Raw genomic sequence first — 23,223 nt, forward strand, 5'->3', positions numbered from 1 at the left:
GGATAGCTTTACCTTCGATCAATACCGGTTCGAATGCCTGAATACCAAGTCTGTGGAGCGTTGGCGCGCGGTTAAGCAGCACGGGATGCTCGCGGATAACTTCTTCCAGGATATCCCAAACTTCGGGGCGTTCCTTTTCAACAAGGCGTTTTGCCGCCTTGATGGTGGATGCCATGCCGTAAATTTCCAGTTTGGCGTAAATGAATGGCTTGAACAATTCCAGCGCCATCTTCTTTGGCAGACCGCATTGGTGAAGCTTCAATTCTGGGCCAACGACGATAACCGAACGACCCGAATAGTCCACGCGCTTACCGAGCAAGTTCTGACGGAAGCGACCTTGCTTACCCTTCAACATGTCGGCGAGTGATTTCAGCGGACGCTTATTCGCGCCGGTAATCACGCGGCCACGACGACCATTGTCGAACAATGCGTCAACTGACTCTTGCAACATACGCTTTTCGTTGCGGATGATGATGTCTGGCGCGCGCAGTTCAATAAGGCGTTTCAAACGGTTGTTACGGTTGATGACGCGGCGGTACAGATCGTTCAAATCCGATGTCGCGAAACGACCACCATCCAATGGAACCAATGGACGCAATTCAGGTGGAATGACCGGAACAACTTCCAAAATCATCCATTCTGGGCGTGCGCCGGATTCAAGGAAGCTTTCGATCAGCTTCAGGCGTTTTACCAGCTTCTTGCGCTTGATGTCGCTGCCGGTTTCGCGCATATCATCACGAACCTTCACGCGCTCCGCGTTCAGATCAAGGCTGATAAGCATTTTCTTGATTGCTTCCGCGCCAATGCTGGCTTCGAATGCGTCTTCGCCGTATTCATCCTGCGCGTTGATGTATTCTTCTTCGGTGATCAACTGGCGGAACTTGAATGGCGTAAGGCCGGGTTCGGTCACCATGTATGATTCAAAATACAAAACCTTTTCAAGATCTTTCAAGGTCATGTCGAGCAACAAACCGCAACGTGAGGGGAGCGACTTCATGAACCAGATATGCGCAACAGGCGCGGCCAATTCAATGTGGCCCATGCGGTCGCGGCGAACCTTTTGCAGCGTGACTTCAACGCCGCACTTTTCGCACACGATGCCGCGATACTTCATGCGCTTATACTTACCGCACAAGCATTCGTAATCTTTAATTGGTCCAAAAATGCGCGCGCAGAACAAACCATCGCGTTCTGGCTTGAACGTACGGTAGTTGATGGTTTCCGGCTTCTTGATTTCGCCGAACGACCAGCTGCGGATGCGCTCTGGCGAAGCAAGACTAATCCGGATGTGATCGAATTGCTGGGCCTGCGTCTGCTGATTAAAAAGGGCCATAATATCGTTCATTTTACTTCTTCCTTTTTTCTTTTAGGAAACTTCAAAAATTTTCTGAAAACCGCCGGAGCGTTTGCTCCGGCAATTCCGTTATTCCTTACCAATCAACAAAGCTGGTTTACCCGGTGTGTCGTCATTGGCTGCTGGTGCGCCTTCCAATGCTTGGCCTTCCGCGCCCAAATCCTGGCGGGTAAGCTCGACATTAAGACCAAGTGAACGCATTTCCTTAACCAAGACGTTGAAGGATTCAGGGATACCTGCCTCGAAATTGTCTTCGCCGCGGATGATGCTTTCATAAACCTTGGTACGACCGGAAACGTCATCCGACTTAACGGTGAGAATTTCCTGCAAGGTGTATGCAGCGCCGTAAGCTTCAAGTGCCCACACTTCCATTTCACCAAAGCGCTGACCACCAAAGTGCGCTTTACCGCCCAGCGGTTGCTGCGTAACAAGCGAGTAAGGCCCGATCGAACGTGCGTGGATCTTGTCATCAACCAAGTGATGCAGCTTCAGAATATAAATGAAACCAACGGTCACCTTGCGGTCAAACGGTTCGCCCGTGCGGCCATCGATTAGTGTAACTTGGCCGGAGCTATCAAGGCCGGCTTGTTTCAACATGCCGACGATATCGTCTTCGCGTGCGCCATCAAACACTGGCGTTGCAAACGGAACACCCTTACGCAGGTTATTCGCCAGCAACATCAGCTGATCGTCATCCATGCGTTTGATGTCACGGTTATAAATATCTTCGCCATAGACTTCGCGAAGACGCTCACGCACCGCTTTCAAATCACCGCGCTTGTAATAATACGCATCGAGCATTTCGCCGATTTGCTTACCAATACCGGCAGAAGCCCAACCCAAATGGGTTTCCAGAATTTGGCCCACATTCATACGTGAAGGCACGCCGAGCGGATTAAGCACAACGTCAACCGGTGTACCGTCTTCAAGGCATGGCATGTCTTCAATCGGGTTGATCTTGGAGATAACACCTTTGTTACCGTGACGACCGGCCATCTTATCGCCGGGTTGCAGCTTGCGCTTCACGGCAATAAATACCTTCACCATCTTCATCACGCCGGGGGACAATTCATCGCCGCGTTGCAGCTTTGAAACCTTGTCTTCAAAACGCTTCTTTAATGCATCAATTGCTGCATCAAAGCTCTTTGAAACGGCTTCAATTTGCTCCATCACGCCGTCATCTTTAAGCGCAATTTGGCGCCATTGGCCATGGGTGTAGTCCGCGAGCAATGCTTCGGTGATTTCTTTGCCAGCCGGGAAGTTCTTAGGACCCGATACGGCCTTTTGGCCGATGAGCAAGTTCTTCAACTGGTCAAAGAAGCCGCGTTCCAGAATGGCGCGTTCATCATCACGGTCTTTTGCAAGACGGGTGATTTCTTCGCGTTCAATCGCAACGGCGCGTTGATCCTTATCAACGCCGCGGCGGTTAAACACGCGCACCTCAACGATGGTACCGGAAACGCCGGGCGGCACTTTCAAGCTGCTATCGCGAACGTCGGCAGATTTTTCACCGAAAATGGCGCGCAGCAATTTTTCTTCTGGCGTCATTGGGCTTTCACCCTTTGGTGTGACCTTACCAACGAGGATATCGCCGGGGTTCACTTCTGCGCCGATGTAAACAATACCTGCTTCATCGAGGTTCTTCAGTGCTTCTTCGCCCACGTTTGGAATATCGCGGGTAATTTCTTCCTGACCCAGTTTGGTATCACGCGCCATCACTTCGAATTCTTCGATGTGGATGGAGGTGAACACGTCATCGCGCACGATGCGTTCGGAGATCAAGATACTATCTTCGAAGTTGTATCCGTTCCATGGCATGAACGCGACGAGCACGTTGCGGCCAAGCGCCAATTCACCCAGCTGCGTGGATGGGCCGTCAGCGATGATATCGCCGGCCTTTACCACATCGCCTACGCGCACCAATGGGCGCTGCGTAATACAGGTGTTTTGGTTGGAACGCTGGAACTTCAGGAGGTTGTAAATATCAACGCCAAGACCACCGTTCTTTGCGGCCTTATCATCATTGACGCGGACAACCACGCGGGTGGCATCCACTTGGTCAACAATACCGGCACGTTTTGCAACTACGGTCACGCCGCTATCGCGTGCTACGGTGCCTTCCATACCTGTACCAACAAGCGGCGCATCACTTTGTAATAAAGGTACGGCTTGGCGTTGCATGTTGGAGCCCATGAGCGCGCGGTTCGCGTCATCGTTTTCAAGGAACGGAATAAGCGCAGCAGCAACCGAAACCAGCTGCTTGGGCGATACGTCGATGAATTCGATTTGGTCTGGTGGCAGCATCATGTACTCACCGCCCTTACGGCAGGAGACGAGTTCTGCAGTCAATTTGCCCGATGCGTCCAGCGCAGCGTTGGCTTGCGCCACCACATGCTGGCCTTCTTCCATCGCGCTCATATACACAACTTCATCCATCACCTTGCTCTTGGAAACGCGGCGATATGGCGTTTCAATAAAGCCGTATGGGTTTACCTGTGCGTAGGTTGCAAGCGAGTTGATCAAACCAATATTCGGACCTTCCGGTGTTTCAATCGGGCAGATGCGACCATAATGGGTTGGATGGACGTCGCGCACTTCAAAGCCAGCGCGTTCACGCGTCAAACCACCTGGGCCAAGGGCCGATAGACGGCGCTTATGGGTGATTTCCGACAATGGGTTGGTTTGATCCATAAACTGTGAAAGCTGTGATGAACCAAAGAATTCACGAACAGCTGCCGCTGCTGGTTTTGCGTTCACAAGGTCAGATGGCATCACGGTATCGATTTCAACCGAACCCATGCGTTCCTTGATCGCACGTTCCATGCGCAACAACCCAACACGGTATTGGTTTTCCATCAATTCACCGACCGAGCGAACACGGCGGTTACCCAAGTGATCGATATCATCCACTTCGCCGCGGCCATCTTTCAGGTCGTGCAAAATCTTGATGATCTGAATGATGTCGGCCTTGCGCAACACGCGTACGGTGTCAGCAGCCTGAACATTCAAACGGCCATTGATTTTAACGCGGCCAACGGGTGAAAGGTCATAGCGTTCCAAATCAAAGAATAATCCGCGGAATAAGGCTTCAGCCGATTCAAGAGTTGGCGGTTCACCGGGGCGCATCACGCGGTAGATATCGATCAGCGCTTCTTCGCGGGTGGAGTTGCGGTCAACCATCATGGTGGAGCGCAAATATGGGCCCACATTCACATGGTCGATTGCCAGAACAGGAATTTCCTTCGTGTTCAATTCAGCAAAGTTTTCCAGCATGTCCTTGGTGATTTCATCGCCAGCTTCGTGCAATACAAGGCCGGTCTTGGCATCAATCACGTCTTGGGCAAGGTATTGGCCCATGAGTTGTTCGGATTGAATGAGGATTTCACGCAGACCTTCTTCTTCCAACTGCTTTGCCTTGCGGGCGGTAATCTTCGCGCCGGCTTCCACTACCACTTCACCGCCCTTGGCGTTGACAAGGTCATGGGTCAGCTTCACGCCGCGCCAGTTTTCTGGGATGTAGCGGGTCTTCCAACCGGTCTTGGTGCGGTCGTAAGTTTTGGTTTCGTAGATGGAGGAGAGGATTTCTTCCTTGCTCATCCCAATCGCTTCACCGGGAGCGAGTGGCTTTTCCTGCGCATCGCGTTTTGCGCGCATCTTTTCGGTCGCTTCATCGTCCAGCGCATACATCAATGTGGTCACTGGAAGTTTACGGCGACGGTCGATACGAACATACAAAATATCCTTCGCATCGAATTCAAAGTCGAGCCATGAACCGCGGTAAGGAATAACGCGCGCAGCAAACAGGAATTTACCCGAAGCATGGGTCTTGCCATTGTCATGGTCAAAGAACACGCCAGGTGAGCGATGCATCTGGGATACGATCACGCGTTCGGTTCCGTTGATAACAAACGTACCGTTATTCGTCATCAATGGCATATCGCCCATATACACATCTTGTTCTTTGATGTCGCGGATGGAGCGAAGGCCCGTGGTTTCATCCACGTCAAATACGGATAAACGAAGGGTTACACGCAATGGCGCGGCAAAGGTCATGCCGCGTTGCTGGCATTCTTCAACGTCGTATTTTGGTTCTTCGAGTTCATAAGAAACGAAATCAAGAACAGCGCGCTCAGCAAAATCTTTAATCGGGAAAACGGATTTGAAAACTTCCTGAAGACCAGTCACCGTGCGGCCAGTTGCAGGTGTGCCCATCTGCAAGAATGCTTCGTAAGATTGGCGTTGCACTTCGATGAGGTTTGGCATCGAGACAACTTCGCTGATGCGACCAAAACTTTTACGGATGCGTTGGCGTCCGGTGAAGCTGTTTGTATCTGGGAGAATTTCTTTTGTTTTTAGAATCGTGGCCATGTCATTCCCTTAAGGGTCAAAAGTTTTTGCGCGGCGCATTTGCGAAAAAGACAAAAAGCGAAAACGACCGATAGTAAAAAAAATTCTGCCACGCGGCCTATCACCTTTGATCAGTGATGCGTGTCATCGGGTATCTTTATTGTCAGCAAGTGTGCACGAGGGGTGAATCACCATATTTTAGAGGGGCATGCAAGCACAATTTACAGATTTTTAATGCCCGGGGTTTAACGCGCGAAATAGGGGAATTTTAATCTTTAGCCAGCATGGGCTGATCGCCCTATTTTATTGAAGCTTTTGCTTCACACATTCGGCAATACGCCTGCCAATGCTGCACGATGGGCGCGCAGCCGCCCCTTCGGTCATATTTCCCTCGTAATCAAAGCGGCATGGCTCGAATGTATCGGTTTTGGGGTTGGTGGTTAGCACGTTATACCCCCTAGAACCGCCAATAAAATGGAACTTTTGCGGAATTACAGGCTTTAAGTCATCCGCGCATAGCCGTGCCAATGCCGATGGGTCTTTCAAAGCATGCTGCCCATGCGCCGGGGGAATGGGCATCGTCACCACCAGCCCGCCTACAAAAGCAAGGTCTGCAAAAAACTGCGCCGTTCTAAATCTTAAAAAATGCATCACTACTCTTTAACACTCATATCATTGAATGATAAGCATCATTTCCAGTATCGTTTTCTTGGCGGACAGAATTAATGAATTCACTGCGAAAAGCCCTTGCGTTGCAAGGTTTGGCTGTCTATAAACGCCGCTTGCCGAACATTTAAAGGGCGGCGACTGCCGACCCGCGAGCTAATGCGAGCGAAGCCCCCATAAAAAACAATACGGCGTTTGAGCGATTTAAGGACAATACTATGAAAGAAAAAATTCACCCCGATTATCACACCATCAAGGTCATTATGACCGATGGCAGCGAATTCGAAACCCGTACCACCTGGGGTAAGCCTGGCGATACCATGCGCCTCGACATCGACCCAAAGACCCATCCCGCTTGGACAGGTATTTCCAAGTTGATTGGCAGAGGCGGTCAGCTCGACAAATTCAAAAACCGTTTTGCTGGCATCGTTGATGTTAAAGGCCACAAAGAAGGCGAAAAAGTAACCGGCAGCGTAAACAAGGCCGAAAAGAAAGCCGCCGACAAGGCAGACGCCAAGAAGAAGAAATAATTTAAGAGCAGGGCCGGTTGCGGGAACCGCAGAGGCATCGCTCAAACAACTATAGAATTTAAAAACCCCGCTCTAAGGCGGGGTTTTTTTCCCTTATATATAAATCCGGTTACGCAGGCTGTGGCATCGCTTTAATCGCAGCAATAATCGCTGCTGGAATTTGTTTTCGGTAAGCCCCCAGCTCTGTGGCATCGCTGGCAATTCGTGGCAATTGCGCACCGACCAACTGCACCACCTTTCCAAACACCGCATCAATATCTGGGCGATGCGTCGGGTTCATCGCTCTCGCTGGCGCAACCGGCAGGCGGCTTGCAAGAATGCCAACAGCCGCATAAACCGCCTGGCCTTGGCGAATGGCATCGGGAATACCTTCTCTGATTTTTGCAATTTCAGCGGCATCGGTTGGCATTTCAACACCAAGGATGGGTGTTGGCTTCTTCAAATCTTCCTCAATCGTCGCAACAACCGCATCAAAGACGTACTGAATGTCATCGGGGTTGTGCGGGTCTAAATGCAGTTCGCCATTCGCAATTGCGCGGCGCGTAATTTCCATCGCGGTCAATACCGCTTGCCCCAAAATACCGGTCACACAGGATGAAACATGCGTTGCACACGTGCCGCATTCGGTTAACCCCAAATTACCTTGCGGGCCTGCGCCGGGTGTTGCGCCATTATCGATATTCAATTGTACCATTATACGCTCCTTTAAAAAACGAAGTTAAAAATATCGCGCCGCTACTTCGCGGTTTGATTATATTGCTGCAAGATCAGTGCAACCTGTTCCTGCATGGCAGCCAATTGCCCCTGCCGGCTTTGGCAGTTATTACAATCGCCTGAACATTCTTTGGTTTTTTCTGTCACCTGCGTGACGTGGTTTGTTTCACACATATTATGCTGCCTTTCCTGGTGCTGGCGCTGGTGGCGCAGCTTTGGCCCGCGGCGCCAGTTTATCCAGCGCTGCGTTACGTACTTGGGATGCTAGATTTGGGTCTGCGGCCGTGCGGCTGCACCCGCCGGGCCCGCATCCCGCGCAACCGGTGCAAGGGCCTTTGTTTTTATCAAAATCTTTTTTTGCTTCTGCAACATTTTGATCGCTAACCCTCAACTGAACGACCGTCGATCCATTGCCAGTAAGCGAAGCCCCCTTGCATCCGATACAACCCGATCCCTTGCTGGGGCAAACATCGCATCCGCTTTCGACTTTTACGTCTTTCTTATCTTTGGAATCCTTGTTATCGGCCTTCGCTTCTTGTGCGCGATCATTCGGGCGTTCCGGTAATTTCTGTTCTTTGGGGTCCGCTGTTTTTGCTTCACCCGCTTTGGGATCACCTGCCTTCGCTTCTCCACCCTTTGCATCACCTTGCCTTGCTTCGATGCGCGTTTCTTCACGCGCTTCGTGACGCGCTTCGTGACGCATGTGAACTGGCTGGCCTTTGGTAACATTTGCATCTGTGCCTGACGGAACGGAACGCGCTTCAACACCCTTCGCGCCCGTATCTGCACCCATGGGCTGAACTGTGGTATCAACAGCCGTTTGAACCTGCACAGCAGCTTGGCCTTGCTGCACGGCAACGATTGGCGCATTCCCGGTTACTTGTGTGCCACTAACTTGCGTTCCTCTAATCGGTGCTGCCGTTTGCTGCATGACAGGTTGAGATGCGATCGGCTGCGAGCCGTTCACTTGTGTAACCACCGGCTGTGTAACCACGGGCTGTGCACCTGTCGGCTGCATTCCAGCTGGTTGCACATGTTGCTGGACGCTGGGTTCACGATGTTGGGGTGTCTGAACAACCGCCTGAACAACCGGCTGAACAACCATTGGCGTACTGCGCGCAGGTGTTGTTTGAACAGAAGTGCTTTGCAGCGCTGCGTCTGCACTTGCAACAAGCGTTGTCACTCCGTTAGCGGGACGCGTGATGTTAAGCGCATTCGCGAGTGATTCCTGCATGGTGTGCACAGGTGATGTCACAACTGCTGCTCTGGCAACGGCCTGTTCTAGCGAAACATTTGGCGAAATAGCGGTTACGGTTGTGCCTTTTGGTGTTTGCCGCGCCGCATCCACGCGCACTTGTTCAACTGCAACCGGCGCAGATTGTGCGCGCGCTTGAACATGCACATTTGCGGTTGCATTTAGCTGCACGCCGGTTGCTGACGCTTTTACGCCTGCATCAATGCGCGCCGCTGCATCAACGCGCGTTTGCGGCGTTGCGATTGGCGCAGTTTTGACTAGCACATCACCCTTTGTCACAGGCGCAATCGGTTGGCCTTTTGCATCAACGCGCACTTCTGCGATTTGGCCTTTTGCAATAGGCATTGTTTTTGCTTCTGCAGTTATTCGCGCATCCATTCTTGTGGGCGGTGTTGTCTTTATGTCAGCAGCTACTTTTACATCACCCTTCACAGCCGCATCAGCGCCTTTAGCAGCTGGAGCTATTTTTGCTTCCACCACTGGCGCTTTCATTTGCAAAATGGTTGCGGATGCACGCGGCGCGGTTGACACCATGTTGAATTTTGCCTGCAAGCGTTCTACCTGCTGCATGACCATATTTTTAACGGCGATATGGCGCGGATCAACCGCAGGCAATGCGCGGATTGCTTGCGTAATCGCAGCAATGGCCGCCGTTTTTTGCTCAGCGGTGGGCAGTTCCGCCTTGTTCTGCAAGCCTTTTTCAATCTGCTTGGTAAGCGCTTCAACCTGCTTGAACACCGCCGTGAGGCCTTGCACGAATTTCTGTCCAGCAGCAATCATGCCCTGCACCACTTGCGATGAACCGCTGCGATCGGTCATCTCCAATTGCTTCATCACCACATGTTGCAGGTATTGGATGCGGCGCAATTCCATCAGCAACCGCGTATCTTCTTTTTGTTCTTCGGTATAGTAAATGTATTGTGCGGTGACGCCGGCATCCGGAAACTTCAATTGCGCATCGGGCCCGTTTTTTAATGCGTCTTCCCCCTGCACCACTTCCAGCAAGACGCGCCGTTCCTTATTGCCGAATTTTTCCGCGCCATCAGCAATTTGATTGATTTGAAGTTGAGTGAGTTCTTTAATCGCTTCGCCCAGCTTTGCTCTGGTTTCGGCAGCCACGATGACGGGCTTTCCATCCACCGTGAAACGATTCGAACCCATACGTTCAATCGTATCTTCAAGCTCGCGGAGAAATTCTACTTCACTGTCGTTATGGTTCTCCGGAGCATCAATCTCTGCTTCGGCCTTTGATAATACTGAATAATTGCGGGGTCTCACGATAAAGCCTATCTGGTACAGGGTGGTTATGCGACTAAGAATGATTATTAATAATGGTGTTATAATGATAATGATCCTTAATATCAATAAGGATCTTTATTAAATTATAATTTTGCTAAGTTGTTGTTTCTATGTATTATTTTCATTAATTGCCATCCGCATCACAGCCACCAAACCGCGCATGAACAACCTCGAGAAAATAGTCATCATTGCTGGCGCTTCGCTCGTTATCGGGCTCAGCGCCGCCGTGTTCTGGCCAAAACCAGAAGTAGTGGTCGTGGATTTGCGCACCGTGCGCATTGGGCGCGTCGGCCAATCGGTCAGCTACGCACCTTTTTATGTCGCCAAGCATAACAAGAAATTCGAAGAAGCATTTGGCGAGTATGGCTACAAGGTCGAATATTCAACCTTCACCACACCTGAAGAAGTCAACATGGCGTTTTTAAATGATCAGGTTGATGTGGTATTTCAAAGCGACATCGTGCCGGTCATCATGGCGAAAGCGCAAAAAATTCCGGTGTTCATCGCGCAGGTCACATCCACCTATCAAGAACAATTGATGATACCCACAGACAGCACTATCAAAACGGTTGAGGAAATGCGCAACCGCAAGGTGATTGTGCAAAAAAATACCACCAATCACTACAACTTGCGCAAAATGCTGGGCGTGGTTGGCGTTACACCAAATGATTACGACATCACTGAAATGCCGCTGCGGGAAGCAATTGCCGCAATGAAAGAAGGCAGCGTGGATGGCTGGGCGGTAAACTCCCCTTATGCGGAATTGGGCGAATTAAATCGCTATATGCGTCTGCTTCCGAAAAGCGAGGCCAAGGCTTACAGCATCATGGTGGTGCGCGATGCGTTCAAAGCGCAAAAATCCAAAGCCTTTGTCGATTTGGTCAACGTGCTGGATGAAGCAAAAGCATGGATACCCTTTAACGAGATTACCGCGATTACGATTACAGCACAGGAATTAAACATGCCGGTCGAAGTTGTGCGCAAGGCCTTCTGGCGCCACAACTGGGGCGCAAAACTTGATGAATCGGCGGTCAACATCATGCAGCCCTTTGCCGATTTCCTTCGCGAGCAAAAAGTGATTGATGACGCCGTCGATATCCGCGGGACGTTGATTAAAACCAATCTGGAATAAAATGTGCAGTGCAGATTACTTTAGCTTACTGTAAAAATGCATGACTGCACCGTAAAAAAGCTGATAACGCATTGATTACGACTAGAACAGCTTCAGCACATTCTGCTGTGCCTGATTTGAAATACTAAGCGCGGAGATGCCAAGCGAGTTTTTAACTTGCAGCGCAAGCAGATTTGCCGCCTGCTCGTTAATATCATCCAACGTCAGATTATCCGATGCTTCCTTCAAGGTGTTAATCGAGTTGGAAATAAAATCCGAACGGGTGCTGATAATTGTCGCATTATCGCTGATATTTGCCGCGGTCGTGCGAAGCTTGGTCGATGCCGTTGTTAAATTGCTGAATGCAGCATTGATATCGCTGTCATTGGCAAACGCATTTGTTGATGCAGCAACCCCCAAACCTGTGGACGTCAAATCCGTATTTGCGATTGTCAGAGTGCTGGTGCTGGTTTCATTGAAATTGACGGTAAGTGCACTTGATGTGCCATCAATCAGGTTACGGCCATTTAAACTTGAATCCGCAACAATCCCGTCAATCTGGCTGCGCAAATCATCAAATTGCTGGGCAAAGGCCGCTCTGGCGGTCGGGTCTTGGGTTTGCAAAGCAGCGGTGGCAATACCCTTTGCCTGATCCACCAGTTTGGATACTGCATCAATTCCGTTATTGGCCGCATTCACGGTTTGCAACGCAGTTGAAACGCCGTCTTTGACATTCGATAAATCGTTGGCGCGGTCTAAAAATGCCTGACTTGCGAAGAATGCGGTTGCGCCGTCCAGTGCCGAATTGACCTTTTTGCCGGTTGCCAGTTTTTGCTGCGCGGATTGCAGCGCATTGGCTGTCTGTTGCAGCGAGGTTAAACTGGTTTTGGCAGAAGACGATAAGGATACATTTGAAACAGCCATCGGATATTCCCCTAAAAAATAACACTTAAAATAAATAAACCAAAAAACCACAGTCCAAATAGCAAAAAGCCTGGCCAAAAACGACCAGGACTTTTTCCCGTAACTTAAAAAACCAAAACTTTTTTAATTCGCGATCTGCAATGCCGTCACGCCCATCTTTGAAAGACGTGCGGGGTCAATGCCGTGCGCGGGCTGGCCACGTACTTGTTCATCAAGACGTGCAACACGCATATACAATTTGTGAGTGCGGTCTAAAAGACTGCGCAACCCTTGTGGCAATTCTTCCATATCCGGGCCGGTATCATCGGTGCATTCAGGGCCACCGCCAAGCGCAAAGGCCGGAGCCTGAAATTGTTCACGGGTGATTTCACCGCTGTTCACGGCTTTCATCGCAAGCAACCAGGTCATGATTTGAATAAGGCGCGCAGAAACGCGGGTGTGGTGATAGCCAATATGCAGGCAATCAGGAAGGTTTAAACTTTTACGATCCGATTGTTCGTGGAATGCGATATAATTACGCGCTTCCAGCGTCAAGGCAACACCTTCATCAAAGGTGCGGTCAATCGGGTTCTTGATCACGGACTTTTTCATTGGATAGAAGCTCCCCTAGTTAACTAGCCTAACGTCATCCCGTGAATGATTGGTTATTTTTACACCGCATTTGAGGTATTTACCTTGCTGGATACTTCCAAGGTAATCCCACATTGCGGCCTTCACTGGTTTATGCGCTGGCTTGTGGTTTAGTCGGGGCATCATGCGGGTAAGTCCTTAAAAAAAATCCAAGAAAACCTTAGCAAAAGGTGAAAATGGAATTATGAATAATGCCCTTAAACCGCCCTGCACCGTAGGCAGAATCAGGCTTTTTTCGGGGGCAGCGCCGGGGTCGTTCACCTTTCATTTACGAAAAACTTGTGGGAAGGCATCCGAAAAATGCAAGCCTGTGGCTCACTTCTTTAACAAAGCAAAAAAATGTCGTTAAAACACTATGAACATCTTGCGTTCAGGCGTCAGTCATGGTTCAAAGATGGCTCTTTTCCGCCCACGCGGAGAATAATCTGGCGTAGTCGCGGTTGTGCCATAAGGTACAGAGCAGTCACGCAAAAGACGGCCTTGAGTGGTTGCGTCACCCGCGTAGCGGAAGACGCAGAACGAATGGCCAAAAATGAATTATTGGGGTGTAGCCAAGCGGTAAGGCAACGGATTTTGATTCCGTCATTCCTAGGTTCGATCCCTAGCACCCCAACCATTTACTCTGTCCTCCTTGATAACGCTCTAAGCCATATCTGACATTACGAACCTTTTATCACGTGAGGATGCGATGTCATAGTTCGGCGCTTGCAGATGCAAGACAAATGCCGCCCTGTGAGCATCCTTCGCGCGGATGCAAACTAATGCTTTAGCTGTATTTGATATGTGCTTTAGGCACTAAGGTGGCGGTTGCTGCGTTTCATATGGCGCATGCGCCATATCCAGTGAACAGGTTCAGGATATTACTTAAGGAATAATTGCTGAGCATTGCTTTTTCCTGCATCACACCCTGCTTTCATACATCGAGCTGGCTCAACATTACAACAAATGGCGCAATAATTTAGCGTGGGAAATTTTTCCACTTTACTTTTTTGCCAATATAATTGAGGTTTGGTCACAAATTCGTTGACCATCAATTTTAATCTAAGGATTAGTTATGAAAAAATTGCGCTTCTTAACTGCCGCTGCATGTGCACTTATTCTCTGCGGCACACAGGCTGAAGCAGCAGCATCCGCGAAACCTGTAAAGCCGTCCAAAGAGGTTGAGCAAAGCGTTGGTGAATCCAACGGGTATAAGTTCAAGGTCGGCACCGGATTTGATTATAGCTCTGGCAATTACGGAAGCGCGAGCAATACCGAAATATGGTACGTACCCGTTACTGGTAAAGTTGAACGTGATAACTGGACATTGAAGTTGACCATTCCCTGGCTCAGCATCACTGGCCCCGGCGCTGTTGTTGGCGGCGGTGGAACAGGCGTGACACGCGCTCCTGCTGTCGTAACCACGACTGAATCCGGATTGGGTGATATGGTAGGATCGCTGGGTTACAGCCTTGAATTACCCAATGCGTTTTTTGTTGATGTGACAGGTAAAATTAAATTCCCAACAGGTGATTTCAACAAAGGCCTGGGGACGGGCGAAGCCGACTATACAGGCCTTATCGATATCACCAAACAAATCGGCATCGTGTCGTTGTTTGCAGGCGGTGGATACAAGATTACCGGCACTAACAGCACCCTTAATCTACACAATGTGCCATTGGCAAATGTTGGCGCAGGTATTGACGCAACCCCGCAGCTAAACCTTGGCACATCGTATGATTGGCGTGAATCTGCATCGGGCCGCGATAACCCCAGCGAAAGTACCTTCTATGCTAATTATAAGCTGACCAAGCAAATAAATGTACAAGGCTACGGCGTTGTTGGTTATTCCGATGGCAGTCCGGATTATGGCATTGGCTTAATGCTGGGATACAAGTTCCAGTAAGCACCTTTTCATACATTAAATAAAAAGGCCCCTCCAATAATGAAGGGGCCTTTTTCGTTTGCACAACACCGAACACATCACAGTTATTAATGCCTGCTACCGTGACCGCTATGGTCTTCTTTTTCAGGCTTTTCGACTTTCTCCGGTGTTTCTATCTTTTCAACTTTCTCTGGCTTTTCAACTTTTTCAACCTTCTCAACTTTCTCTACCTTTTCAACTTTTTCAACCTTCTCGACTTTTTCTACCTTTTCTACCTTTTCTACCTTTTCAACTTTTTCAACTTTCTCGACCTTCTCGACTTTTTCTACAGCTTCAATTTTTTCTACGCGTTCTACGCCACTGCCATGCCCACTATTATCGGTGCGTTCGATTTTTTCATTCGGCAGCACCTCGTGACCAGAGCCATTACTGCCTGATCCACCGCTACCCGAATGATCTTCATGCCCAGAACCACCCGAAGATGAACCGCTATTAGAGTTTTCATCATGCGAACCTTCATGGCTAGAACTTCCGTGGCCAGAGCTATCACCACTGGAATTGATATCGCCATCTGTTGTTCGCCCACCATGCGATCCAGATGAATCATCGCCCCTGCCTTCATCGCGGCTGCGTTCATGGTTTTGATGGGTGATTGGTTCAGGACTATCCTTAAACGAACGTACATCCACCCCATCATCCGTGCCGCGCGGGCCAGAAAGAATAACGCGCTCACCTGAACGGAGATTCCGCCCATGCACAGCCACATCATCGATAACAGCTTTACCTTGCGCATCATGGCCAGCATAGCCTTCCAGTGAAATAAAATCTGCCTTCTTACGTGCATCATCATTTTCACGTGATATATCATCGGCCACCAATTCACGGCCATTCCATGCACCTTTCACAACCACGCGTTCGGCGGCCCGTATGCTCGGCAAGGCGGATTTATCAATCACAACGGGGGTCTCACCCACGCGTGCCAAGCCAGCCGCATTAATGGCCAGACGCCCAATCACACGATCCGGAAGCGAAGGTGCTTTGGGTTCCACATGGCTTGCAACCAAACGCCCAAGCGGATCTCGCAAGCCACTCACCCGTATATTCTGGCCAAGCGCAAGGCCATGCCACGCAGGCGAATTGATGCGAACCTGTTCATTCATGACACGCACCAAATGCCGTGCCGGATCAATATGCGTTACAGGACCTTCGACTGAACGATGCACCTCGATGGAACGCGCTACCAATGATGTTGAACGCGGCATAGTCTCCGCAATAACTTTGACATATTGGCCAAGTTTCAAATTTTTTGCCTGCGTTTTGCTTTCACCATCTGTGACAGGAGTATCGTCGTCATAGGTCACGCGTAGCCCGTTTATGCAAACACTGCCATAGGCATAAATGGTACCGCTGATATAGATGGTCTTTATATCATCATCATTGTTGATACCCGTACCGCCAACCCCGCGATCTGCGCGCACTCCTGTGCCGCCAAATCCTTTATCATCACCATGACCTGTACCGCCAATCGCGCCGGGTTGAATACCCGTACCGCCAAATCCTTTATCTAAATATCCATTTGCCATGCGGCATGGGTTGTCGGCTGCGCGCAACGGTCCGGCAACACCAAGCAATGCCAACAACAACCACAAAAGCAGCTTATTTTTTTGTACCATGCTTCTCTTCCTGCTCGTCATACAGATACATGCCAAGCGTCATCCGATGACGAGGCCCTGCGCGCCCTTTGTCCGTAGTTGCCAGTTCTTCAGCGCGGCGATAGACCTTCTTTAAAAGCTCCATACCCTCCGTATTCACTAATGTGCGCAGCTCAAGGATGGCCGCTTCAGATAAACCGTCATGAAAAGCACTACGATCAAAATGACCGCCGTGCTCCAGCTCCATATTCGTGGCAGAGGCCGCCATGTGATCGTGGATCTGCCGCGTAAAGAACCGAAGTTTATTGGTAAAGTCCTGCGTTGGTAAAAACGCTTCTTTCTTCAACGTAAGAAGATTATCCGCATCCACATCAACCAAACCCAACCGCTGCAATTCTTCCAGATGCACTTTGGCCCGAACATCTTTGGAGACGCTCTCTACCAGCATGGTAAAGGTTTTTGTTTTGGTATCGGTGCTAGCATAGGGAAGTTTTAACGGCACCTTGTGCTTATCCAAAAAAATTGGATTGGTCATCCATTCGGCTATCACCGCAAACAACGGCGAACTTTCTTTTGGTGATTCTTCGGAGCCTTCAGCCTCTTCCATCAAGCTGGTAATATCTTTGCGATGCAAACCGGTCAGTACAGCCAACTGGCTATGTGATATTTTCGCGGGCTGCGCTTCCAAAATCTTGCGGCCACTTTCAAAAAATACGCGCTTAGACAAATCCACAAACTCGCGGTGCGAAACGCCATGCTGTAGCAACAGCCGCACCAATGGCTGCAGCAGGTGGCGCAACGCTTGCTTCAACAGATTTTTCTTATTTTTTTTCACCCGTCTATTTCCCTACTAAGCCTATGAATTTGCAACCAAGTTTATCAACGGAGCTCGTTTATTTACATGGTACCACAAAAGCGTATTGACGTGGGAAAAAATTCCACATATAACATCTTTATTCGTGGGAATGTTTCCCACGTTGTATTTATGTCTCTTTAGCGAGGTTTTACAATGACTTATAAAGCAATTGCTCTTGGTTTGGCCCTGGGCCTTATGGCTGGAACCAGCCTATCCACCACCGCACATGCCGCCTTTATGGTGGAGCGGGTAGAAACCGTCCGTCAGGAAAAAGTAGAAAAGCCAGAAAAGGCTGAAAAGGCAGCGCGTCCTGAAAAAGCGGAAAAAGTAGAAAAAGCAGAGCGTCCTGAAAAAGCAGAAAAGGTAGAAAAAGCCGAACGTCCTGAAAAAGCAGAAAAGGTAGAAAAAGCAGAGCGTCCTGAAAAAGCAGAAAAAGTAGAAAAAGCAGAACGTCCTGAAAAAGCAGAAAAAGTAGAAAAAGCAGAACGCCCTGAAAAAGCAGAAAAGGTAGAAAAAGCAGAGCGTCCTGAAAAAGCAGAAAAAGTAGAAAAAGCAGAACGCCCTGAAAAAGCAGAAAAGGTAGAAAAAGCAGAACGCCCTGAACATGCAGAACGTCCAGAGCACGCTGAACGTCCAGAACATGCTGAACACCCAGAGCATGCTGAACGTCCAGAACATGGCAGCCACGATTAATTCGCTGAACATGTTACTGTTCAATAAAAACGGGGGCTTTATGCCCCCGTTTCACTATTATATGACTGAAGGCATTAGCCCAACTTCAATCAAAATTGAAAGTCTGGCAAAAGCGAGATGATTGAAAGTTCAGCAGCGCGCGGTTTTATAATCGCGCGACCTTGGTGGTCTTAAGTAGAGAAAAAATAATCCCCGAAGCCAGAATAGCAAAGGTGATAGACAAGGAAATGCTTGGATCCATCTTACCTACCAGTTGGTTCCAGAAAATTTTTCCGCCGATAAAAATCAGAACAGCCGAAAGGGCGTATTTCAAATAAACAAAGCGATGCATCATCGCCGCCAGCGCAAAATAAAGCGCCCGCAAGCCTAAAATTGCAAAGATATTGCTCGTATAAACAATATAAGGATCGGTTGTGATAGCAAAGATTGCTGGCACTGAATCAACCGCAAAAATGATATCCACAAACTCGATCATCAGCAGCGCAAGAAATAGCGGAGTTGCAAAACGCGCCATTTTTCCAGTAGCCGGATCTGTCTTTTTAATGAAAAACTTTTCGCCATGCAGATCATCGGTTACGCGCATGTGCTTGCGCAGAAACTTAACAAGCTTATTTTCACCCATATCCTTTTGATGGGCGCTGGCAAAAAGCATTTTAATGCCTGTCAGCACTAAGAACGTACCAAAGACATAAAGCACCCAGCTAAACTGCGTTACAAGCGTAGCGCCAAGGGCAATCATGATGCCGCGCAGGATTACAACACCCAGAATGCCCCAAAACAGCACACGGTATTGATACTTCTGCGGGATCGCGAAATACGTAAAAATCAGAGAGATAACAAATATATTATCCAGGGCTAAGGTTTTCTCGACAATAAAGCCTGTCAGATAATTCATGCCGGAATCCGGCCCCATTTCCCACCATATCCAACCGCCAAACAACAGCGCAATCGCGATATAGCCTGCGCTCATCCACAGGCTCTCTTGTGCGTTAATCACATGATGGTCTTTATGCAAAAGACCCAGATCAGCCACAAGCAATGTTATCACGATGCCAATAAACAGAAACCATACCCATGCTTCCTTACCCAAAAAATCAGAGTTCAGAAGTTCCATCACAGAATCCATGGGTATCATTTCCATCAAAGTCGGCAGTTAGTTTTTCCATTTAATCTGGAATTCGATCTCCTCGTTACGCCCTTCACGCTCATGCTCCACATTAACGGTTGCATGAGACGGTACATAGATGCGCTCGCCTTGAATTTGAATTTCGAACCGATCGCCTTTTTCAAGGCAATCGGCCAGACGGCGCAACTTCTCAACAAACTGTTCAACGGGATAGCTTTTCTCGATATCGCGGCTTTTTAGTTTAGCGATAGCCATGTTGTTCTCCTTCAAAAGTTGATTGGTTTAGCTCGCGTGCATGCGCCGGTTTTTATGAATACGCACTCTAATCGGCATGGGCTGGAGCGCGACACGAGAGCCAGCGTCAAACAGCATTTGCATGCGGTCTTTAATCGCAAGGCGAAGTTTTTTAAGCTTGAGTAAGCGTATCCAGTCCGGCAAGCGGCGCTGATATTCGCGGTCTATCTCCTGCTGAACGCGGGCAGATTTGAAGAGCAATGAGTTGAAGTACTGAGCTGACATTTTATCCTCCTATATCATCAAGGTTAACTTGATCAGGAGGGTTAGGGCGTGAGTTCGTTTCAATAAATCAAGAACCAACACCGGAAAACTTACTCCCGATGCGGTCCGACATCACAATAAGGGTATTCACTACTTATTGTCAGAGGGGCCCGGCCCGCTAATGATTTGAACATAACATGATTTTTTAAAATTTCAAGCAAAACCGGAAAACATTTTTAAAAAAATTATTTCTTAAAATGTTCATTGTCATTTTAACGCACTAATAATTTTTTTGAAAAATTACTTCATGCTCGGCGAATAACACGCGTGCCGTAAATTTGACAAAATTTATGCAACACGGTTTTTAGTACTTAATAATCTATCCATATCGACAGACCCAATCCCGCATAAGTTAAACTCAAAAATTATCAGCAACCTTTTAGGAATTTCTGCACAGTCACGACACAAGAAATTGCACGTCTGTTAATCCGAAACATTGAACGCGAAAAAATGATTTATTCATCGCCAATAAAGGTCATGCCGCTTGCGGCAACCCCATCCAGCGCAATACCGAAAGCTTTTACTGCTTTTAAAACTTCATCTTCACGCCAAGCGCAAATGTTTGCTCAAACGTGTTACCTGTTGGCAGGTTGACATCATAAGACCCAAACGCATCTACCGTCTCATCAAGCTTTACGGAAGTGCCAAAGCCAATAGCCAGCATATGGGAAGATGGCGTAACGCCTTTGCTTGAAAAACCCGTGCCAAGAACAGTTCCGGTTGTCGCTGAAATAGCATCAAGTGTTTCGTAGCTATATTTAATGCGTGCTTCGGGGGTTACATCCCATTCGCGAATGGTCGTGGGGCGGGCCACTGTTAGGCCAGTGATAAGACGCAGAGAGTGCGTGTCTTTGTCAGAAACCGTTGCATTAAAAATGCCTGCTCCTGTTTCCGTATAACCATCTTCGGCAAGAAGCACATAACTTAACCCTGCTTTGGGAGTAAATGTATAACCATGCATGTTAATTTTTTTGCTGAGCTGTAGCCCGCTTGAAAATTCATGGCCGTCATGGCTGCTGCGCCCGATAAGGCCATTATTGGTTTCAAGGCGCTCTGTATCAATCATGTGCAGGGCATAGCCCAAGCGGGCATGCACGGAAATGTTATCGTCCAATTCTTTGCTGCCATACAACCCGAAGCGACCGGTGTTGCTTTCGCCCCCTGTGCTTGCGCTGTTGGTGGCAGTAATGCTTGTGTGCTCATACCCGCCCGCAGCACCAATGCGCAGTCCTTTTTCCACTTCGCGGTCAACGCCAAACATAAACCCGCCTGTTTCGCTGTCATACCCTGATCCAGCCCCGCTGCTTTCAAGGCTCGCCAAATTCCCGGTTGCCTTAAACCACCCGCCATATTGCTTCATCGCATTGGGCAAACCTTTAACAAGGTGGTTAAGTCCTTGGGTGTTTTCTTCAAGCGCGACGCCCTTCTGCGTCAAGGATGCAAATGACATCGGGTTATTTTGCGTGCCGCCACCCACGCCGCCAAGGTGATCAAAAATAGTTTCGCCCGCTTGGTGTGCCGCGCTAATGGTTGGGAAAGCAAACGTGCTGAATACATCTGTTTGTGTGGCAGATGCCAGCACATCAAATGTCACGGATGTGGGGTTATAGTTAAGCGCACTCACGGCAAGCCCTGCGGGCGCTGTCAAATTCACACTCGAAAATGTACCGGTCACAGTACCTGCAGTGAGCACTGTAAATGTTTTTGCAACATAAGTACCCGGATTGAATGTTACCACCAAACGACCATCCAACGCAGCAGTGCCCGCGACCGCAAGTTTGGATGCCGTTGTAGGCGATACCGTTATGGCAAGTGTTGCGCCCGAACCTTGTACATAATTTCCGCCCACTGCCAGAGTGCCAATGGTGCCGCTGCCAGGCGAAACCGTGCCGGAGTTGTTGGTTACATTCATATTTACTGTGCCATGCCCTGAAAGGGTCCCGCCCAACAGCGTGGTGGTATTTGTGCCATCACCAAAAACGGCGGTGCTATGCGCGACATCACCAATAATCAGTTCACCGTCAAAAACGGTCATCCCGCCCGCGTATGAACTGCTGATGCCGTTCAGTAAAAACCGGAAATTCGATTGCATGGTCAAACTACCGGTCGATGAAAACGCGCCATCAAAGGCAACAAGCCCGGCTGCGCCTATCGGCAGATTCTGATCCAAGGCAAAGTTACCACCGGTAATGGTAATACTTGTTGGGGTAAGTATTGAAAAATCGGCAAGGTCAGTCAGTGCAGGCAAATTGCTAAGCAGCGTTATGGTGCCGCCATCAATGCTGCTACTAAAAAAAATGGTGTCAGATCCACCCAACGAATTAGCATCCAAAATGGCTTGGCGCAAAGACCCCGCCCCGGAATCGTTTGTGTTGGTCACAAAAACAGAACTAGCTAATGCGGGAGAAGCCAGCAGGCCGAAAAGCGCACCCAACGCCGCACCAAAAAAATGGCAGGTTTTTTTAGAAAAAGAAAACATGTGGGGCCTCTTGCATTCAGTCAGGAAGGGATGGCGCTGACAGGCCCATAGAATAATAAAAAAACGCAAGAGGCCCATAGGAAAAATCATTCCCTGCCGTATATTGTGCAGACTTGTTGCTTATATGGCAGCCTTTGTGCAGCTATGAACCCGCTGAAATTCCTTCATTTATTGGCATTAAACTTACAAAAACCAATTATTGCTAAGATTTGCCTAATTATTTTTTAAGGCATTTTTAAAAGCATTTCTTATGAGCGACCCAACACCCAAACGGCGCCCCGGATCGCCTTTGCCTAACGATTATAAAGGCGCGCGCGTGCAAACACGGCGCGGTGATGATGGGCTGCTTACCTATTACACACAATCCGGCAATGCCACAAATTATTCAGTTACCAATTTGCTACCCACGCCTGATGGTCTTTTTATTCCAACGCAACAGAACTTTTTTACCAATGATTCAAATGGCCGGCGCAGGGATTTTTCGCTCAGTTTCACCAATGGTGAAATAACCGCTGCGCATCAATTCACCTATCGACCCGATGGAACACCCTTAGGCCGCATCACCACACAACGCGAAGCCAACCGCACCGCATCAATCGAAAGTACTTACAACAGCGCCGCCAATCGCTGGGAAGATCGGTCACGCACCGTTCGCAATCCCGATGGCGCGATTAACAACATCATCAGATATGCTTCACATGATCAACGCACCGGCAGACCAAATGTCAGCATCACCACGCTTGGCAACGGTTTTTTGCATCATTCGGATAAAACACTGCATCGCCCCGAAGGTGCATTGACCATCACCACCGATCATTTAGGTAACCAGCGCTGGCTGCTTGAGGATAAAGACGGGCGCCCCATCAGCTCCGGCGACGGCAATCTGCCTGATCCAAAGACCAATCCGGCGCTTGCACCATTCTTGACATCAGAAGGGTTTGCCGAATTACGAAGGCTGGATGCGGTGCGCCAACAAGCGGTGGATGGGTTAAAGCGCTCGCCAATCCAACCCACGCCAAGCGTGCCGTTTGATACTGCGGAAATCAGCAGGCTGCACCGCGACGGCGATCGAATTCCATCCACACTGCCACCTACAATTCCATCAACAGGAACGCCTACTGCTGCGCCCTCAACACGCAAACCACCGGCGGGATTGACGCGTTAG

General features: G+C 49.2%; 18 protein-coding genes, 1 tRNA gene and 1 pseudogene. 6 read left to right on the forward strand and 14 right to left on the reverse strand.

Annotated features, from left to right (window positions below):
* The 3 genes from SFW65_07680 to SFW65_07690 form a co-directional block, all read right to left on the reverse strand.
* Positions 1-1,345, reverse strand: a 1,345-nt coding sequence (locus SFW65_07680; protein MDX1922992.1) for a DNA-directed RNA polymerase subunit beta', incomplete at its 3' end; no start/stop codon positions are given.
* Positions 1,346-1,423: 78 nt separating this feature from the next.
* Complete coding sequence (gene rpoB / locus SFW65_07685; protein ID MDX1922993.1) at positions 1,424-5,617, reverse strand: DNA-directed RNA polymerase subunit beta; 4,194 nt, start codon at positions 5,615-5,617, stop codon at positions 1,424-1,426.
* A 387-nt stretch (positions 5,618-6,004) separates the two neighbouring features.
* Positions 6,005-6,280, reverse strand: a complete 276-nt coding sequence (locus tag SFW65_07690) for a hypothetical protein (GenBank protein ID MDX1922994.1) — start codon at positions 6,278-6,280, stop codon at positions 6,005-6,007.
* A 305-nt stretch (positions 6,281-6,585) separates the two neighbouring features.
* Between SFW65_07690 and rpmE the strand changes: the two are divergent.
* Positions 6,586-6,792: pseudogene (gene rpmE, locus SFW65_07695) on the forward strand (50S ribosomal protein L31).
* Positions 6,793-7,006: 214 nt separating this feature from the next.
* Here rpmE and SFW65_07700 read toward each other — a convergent pair.
* Genes SFW65_07700 through SFW65_07710 form a run of 3 tightly spaced genes read right to left on the reverse strand, consistent with a single transcriptional unit; the run spans position 7,007 to position 10,144 of the window.
* Complete coding sequence (locus SFW65_07700) at positions 7,007-7,591, reverse strand: hypothetical protein (GenBank protein MDX1922995.1); 585 nt, start codon at positions 7,589-7,591, stop codon at positions 7,007-7,009.
* Between the two features lie 41 nt (positions 7,592-7,632).
* A complete protein-coding gene (locus SFW65_07705) occupies positions 7,633-7,785 on the reverse strand; it encodes a hypothetical protein (GenBank protein MDX1922996.1) in 153 nt (50 codons plus the stop codon).
* A gap of 1 nt (position 7,786) precedes the next feature.
* Positions 7,787-10,144, reverse strand: a complete 2,358-nt coding sequence (locus SFW65_07710; GenBank protein MDX1922997.1) for a hypothetical protein — start codon at positions 10,142-10,144, stop codon at positions 7,787-7,789.
* 181 nt (positions 10,145-10,325) lie between these two features.
* Here SFW65_07710 and SFW65_07715 point away from each other — a divergent pair, with 181 nt between their 5' ends.
* Entirely contained in the window at positions 10,326-11,297 is a 972-nt protein-coding gene (locus tag SFW65_07715; GenBank protein MDX1922998.1) for an NrtA/SsuA/CpmA family ABC transporter substrate-binding protein, read from the forward strand.
* An 81-nt stretch (positions 11,298-11,378) separates the two neighbouring features.
* Here SFW65_07715 and SFW65_07720 read toward each other — a convergent pair whose 3' ends face one another.
* Entirely contained in the window at positions 11,379-12,200 is an 822-nt protein-coding gene (locus SFW65_07720) for a flagellin (protein ID MDX1922999.1), read from the reverse strand.
* 123 nt (positions 12,201-12,323) lie between these two features.
* On the reverse strand, positions 12,324-12,791 hold the full coding sequence (locus SFW65_07725) for a DUF1465 family protein (GenBank protein MDX1923000.1): 468 nt from the start codon (positions 12,789-12,791) through the stop codon (positions 12,324-12,326).
* 580 nt (positions 12,792-13,371) lie between these two features.
* Between SFW65_07725 and SFW65_07730 the strand changes: the two genes are divergently transcribed.
* Both SFW65_07730 and SFW65_07735 read left to right on the forward strand, forming a co-directional pair.
* Positions 13,372-13,446: transfer RNA gene (locus tag SFW65_07730), tRNA-Gln, on the forward strand.
* Positions 13,447-13,884: 438 nt separating this feature from the next.
* Entirely contained in the window at positions 13,885-14,715 is an 831-nt protein-coding gene (locus SFW65_07735; protein ID MDX1923001.1) for a hypothetical protein, read from the forward strand.
* Positions 14,716-14,801: 86 nt separating this feature from the next.
* Here SFW65_07735 and SFW65_07740 read toward each other — a convergent pair whose 3' ends face one another.
* Both SFW65_07740 and SFW65_07745 read right to left on the reverse strand, forming a co-directional pair.
* Positions 14,802-16,367, reverse strand: a complete 1,566-nt coding sequence (locus SFW65_07740) for a DUF5666 domain-containing protein (protein ID MDX1923002.1) — start codon at positions 16,365-16,367, stop codon at positions 14,802-14,804.
* Positions 16,351-17,181, reverse strand: coding sequence for a DUF6502 family protein (locus tag SFW65_07745; GenBank protein MDX1923003.1), 831 nt, complete (start codon positions 17,179-17,181; stop codon positions 16,351-16,353). Before SFW65_07745 ends, SFW65_07740 begins: the two co-directional genes overlap by 17 nt.
* Before the next feature lie 174 nt (positions 17,182-17,355).
* Here SFW65_07745 and SFW65_07750 point away from each other — a divergent pair, with 174 nt between their 5' ends.
* Positions 17,356-17,895, forward strand: coding sequence for a hypothetical protein (locus SFW65_07750; protein MDX1923004.1), 540 nt, complete (start codon positions 17,356-17,358; stop codon positions 17,893-17,895).
* A gap of 145 nt (positions 17,896-18,040) precedes the next feature.
* On the opposite strand, the gene SFW65_07755 is transcribed toward SFW65_07750, so the two are convergent.
* From SFW65_07755 to SFW65_07770, 4 genes are all read right to left on the reverse strand, one after another.
* Positions 18,041-19,021: a TerC family protein gene (locus SFW65_07755; protein ID MDX1923005.1), complete on the reverse strand. Its 981-nt coding sequence runs from the start codon at positions 19,019-19,021 to the stop codon at positions 18,041-18,043.
* A 27-nt stretch (positions 19,022-19,048) separates the two neighbouring features.
* Positions 19,049-19,276, reverse strand: coding sequence for an amphi-Trp domain-containing protein (locus tag SFW65_07760; GenBank protein MDX1923006.1), 228 nt, complete (start codon positions 19,274-19,276; stop codon positions 19,049-19,051).
* 27 nt (positions 19,277-19,303) lie between these two features.
* Positions 19,304-19,540, reverse strand: a complete 237-nt coding sequence (locus SFW65_07765; protein MDX1923007.1) for a hypothetical protein — start codon at positions 19,538-19,540, stop codon at positions 19,304-19,306.
* A gap of 568 nt (positions 19,541-20,108) precedes the next feature.
* Entirely contained in the window at positions 20,109-22,058 is a 1,950-nt protein-coding gene (locus tag SFW65_07770) for an autotransporter outer membrane beta-barrel domain-containing protein (protein ID MDX1923008.1), read from the reverse strand.
* Between the two features lie 250 nt (positions 22,059-22,308).
* On the opposite strand from SFW65_07770, the gene SFW65_07775 reads away from it, so the two are divergent.
* The gene (locus SFW65_07775) at positions 22,309-23,223 is read left to right on the forward strand and encodes a hypothetical protein (protein ID MDX1923009.1); all 915 of its coding nucleotides are present in this window, start codon (positions 22,309-22,311) and stop codon (positions 23,221-23,223) included.

This window comes from Alphaproteobacteria bacterium, from assembly GCA_033762625.1.
In the GTDB taxonomy this organism is placed as follows: domain Bacteria; phylum Pseudomonadota; class Alphaproteobacteria; order UBA9219; family RGZA01; genus RGZA01.

Bases quoted from the DNA above. Each gene is read 5' to 3' on its own strand.
- rpoB (MDX1922993.1), bottom strand. From the start codon at position 5,617: ATGCCAAACCTCATCGAAGTGCAACGCCAATCTTACGAAGCATTCTTG.
- SFW65_07690 (MDX1922994.1), bottom strand. From the start codon at position 6,280: ATGCCCATTCCCCCGGCGCATGGGCAGCATGCTTTGAAAGACCCATCG.
- SFW65_07700 (MDX1922995.1), bottom strand. From the start codon at position 7,591: ATGGTACAATTGAATATCGATAATGGCGCAACACCCGGCGCAGGCCCG.
- SFW65_07705 (MDX1922996.1), bottom strand. From the start codon at position 7,785: ATGTGTGAAACAAACCACGTCACGCAGGTGACAGAAAAAACCAAAGAA.
- SFW65_07715 (MDX1922998.1), top strand. From the start codon at position 10,326: ATGAACAACCTCGAGAAAATAGTCATCATTGCTGGCGCTTCGCTCGTT.
- SFW65_07720 (MDX1922999.1), bottom strand. From the start codon at position 12,200: ATGGCTGTTTCAAATGTATCCTTATCGTCTTCTGCCAAAACCAGTTTA.
- SFW65_07725 (MDX1923000.1), bottom strand. From the start codon at position 12,791: ATGAAAAAGTCCGTGATCAAGAACCCGATTGACCGCACCTTTGATGAA.
- SFW65_07735 (MDX1923001.1), top strand. From the start codon at position 13,885: ATGAAAAAATTGCGCTTCTTAACTGCCGCTGCATGTGCACTTATTCTC.
- SFW65_07740 (MDX1923002.1), bottom strand. From the start codon at position 16,367: ATGGTACAAAAAAATAAGCTGCTTTTGTGGTTGTTGTTGGCATTGCTT.
- SFW65_07750 (MDX1923004.1), top strand. From the start codon at position 17,356: ATGACTTATAAAGCAATTGCTCTTGGTTTGGCCCTGGGCCTTATGGCT.
- SFW65_07755 (MDX1923005.1), bottom strand. From the start codon at position 19,021: ATGGATTCTGTGATGGAACTTCTGAACTCTGATTTTTTGGGTAAGGAA.
- SFW65_07760 (MDX1923006.1), bottom strand. From the start codon at position 19,276: ATGGCTATCGCTAAACTAAAAAGCCGCGATATCGAGAAAAGCTATCCC.
- SFW65_07765 (MDX1923007.1), bottom strand. From the start codon at position 19,540: ATGTCAGCTCAGTACTTCAACTCATTGCTCTTCAAATCTGCCCGCGTT.
- SFW65_07770 (MDX1923008.1), bottom strand. From the start codon at position 22,058: ATGTTTTCTTTTTCTAAAAAAACCTGCCATTTTTTTGGTGCGGCGTTG.
- SFW65_07775 (MDX1923009.1), top strand. From the start codon at position 22,309: ATGAGCGACCCAACACCCAAACGGCGCCCCGGATCGCCTTTGCCTAAC.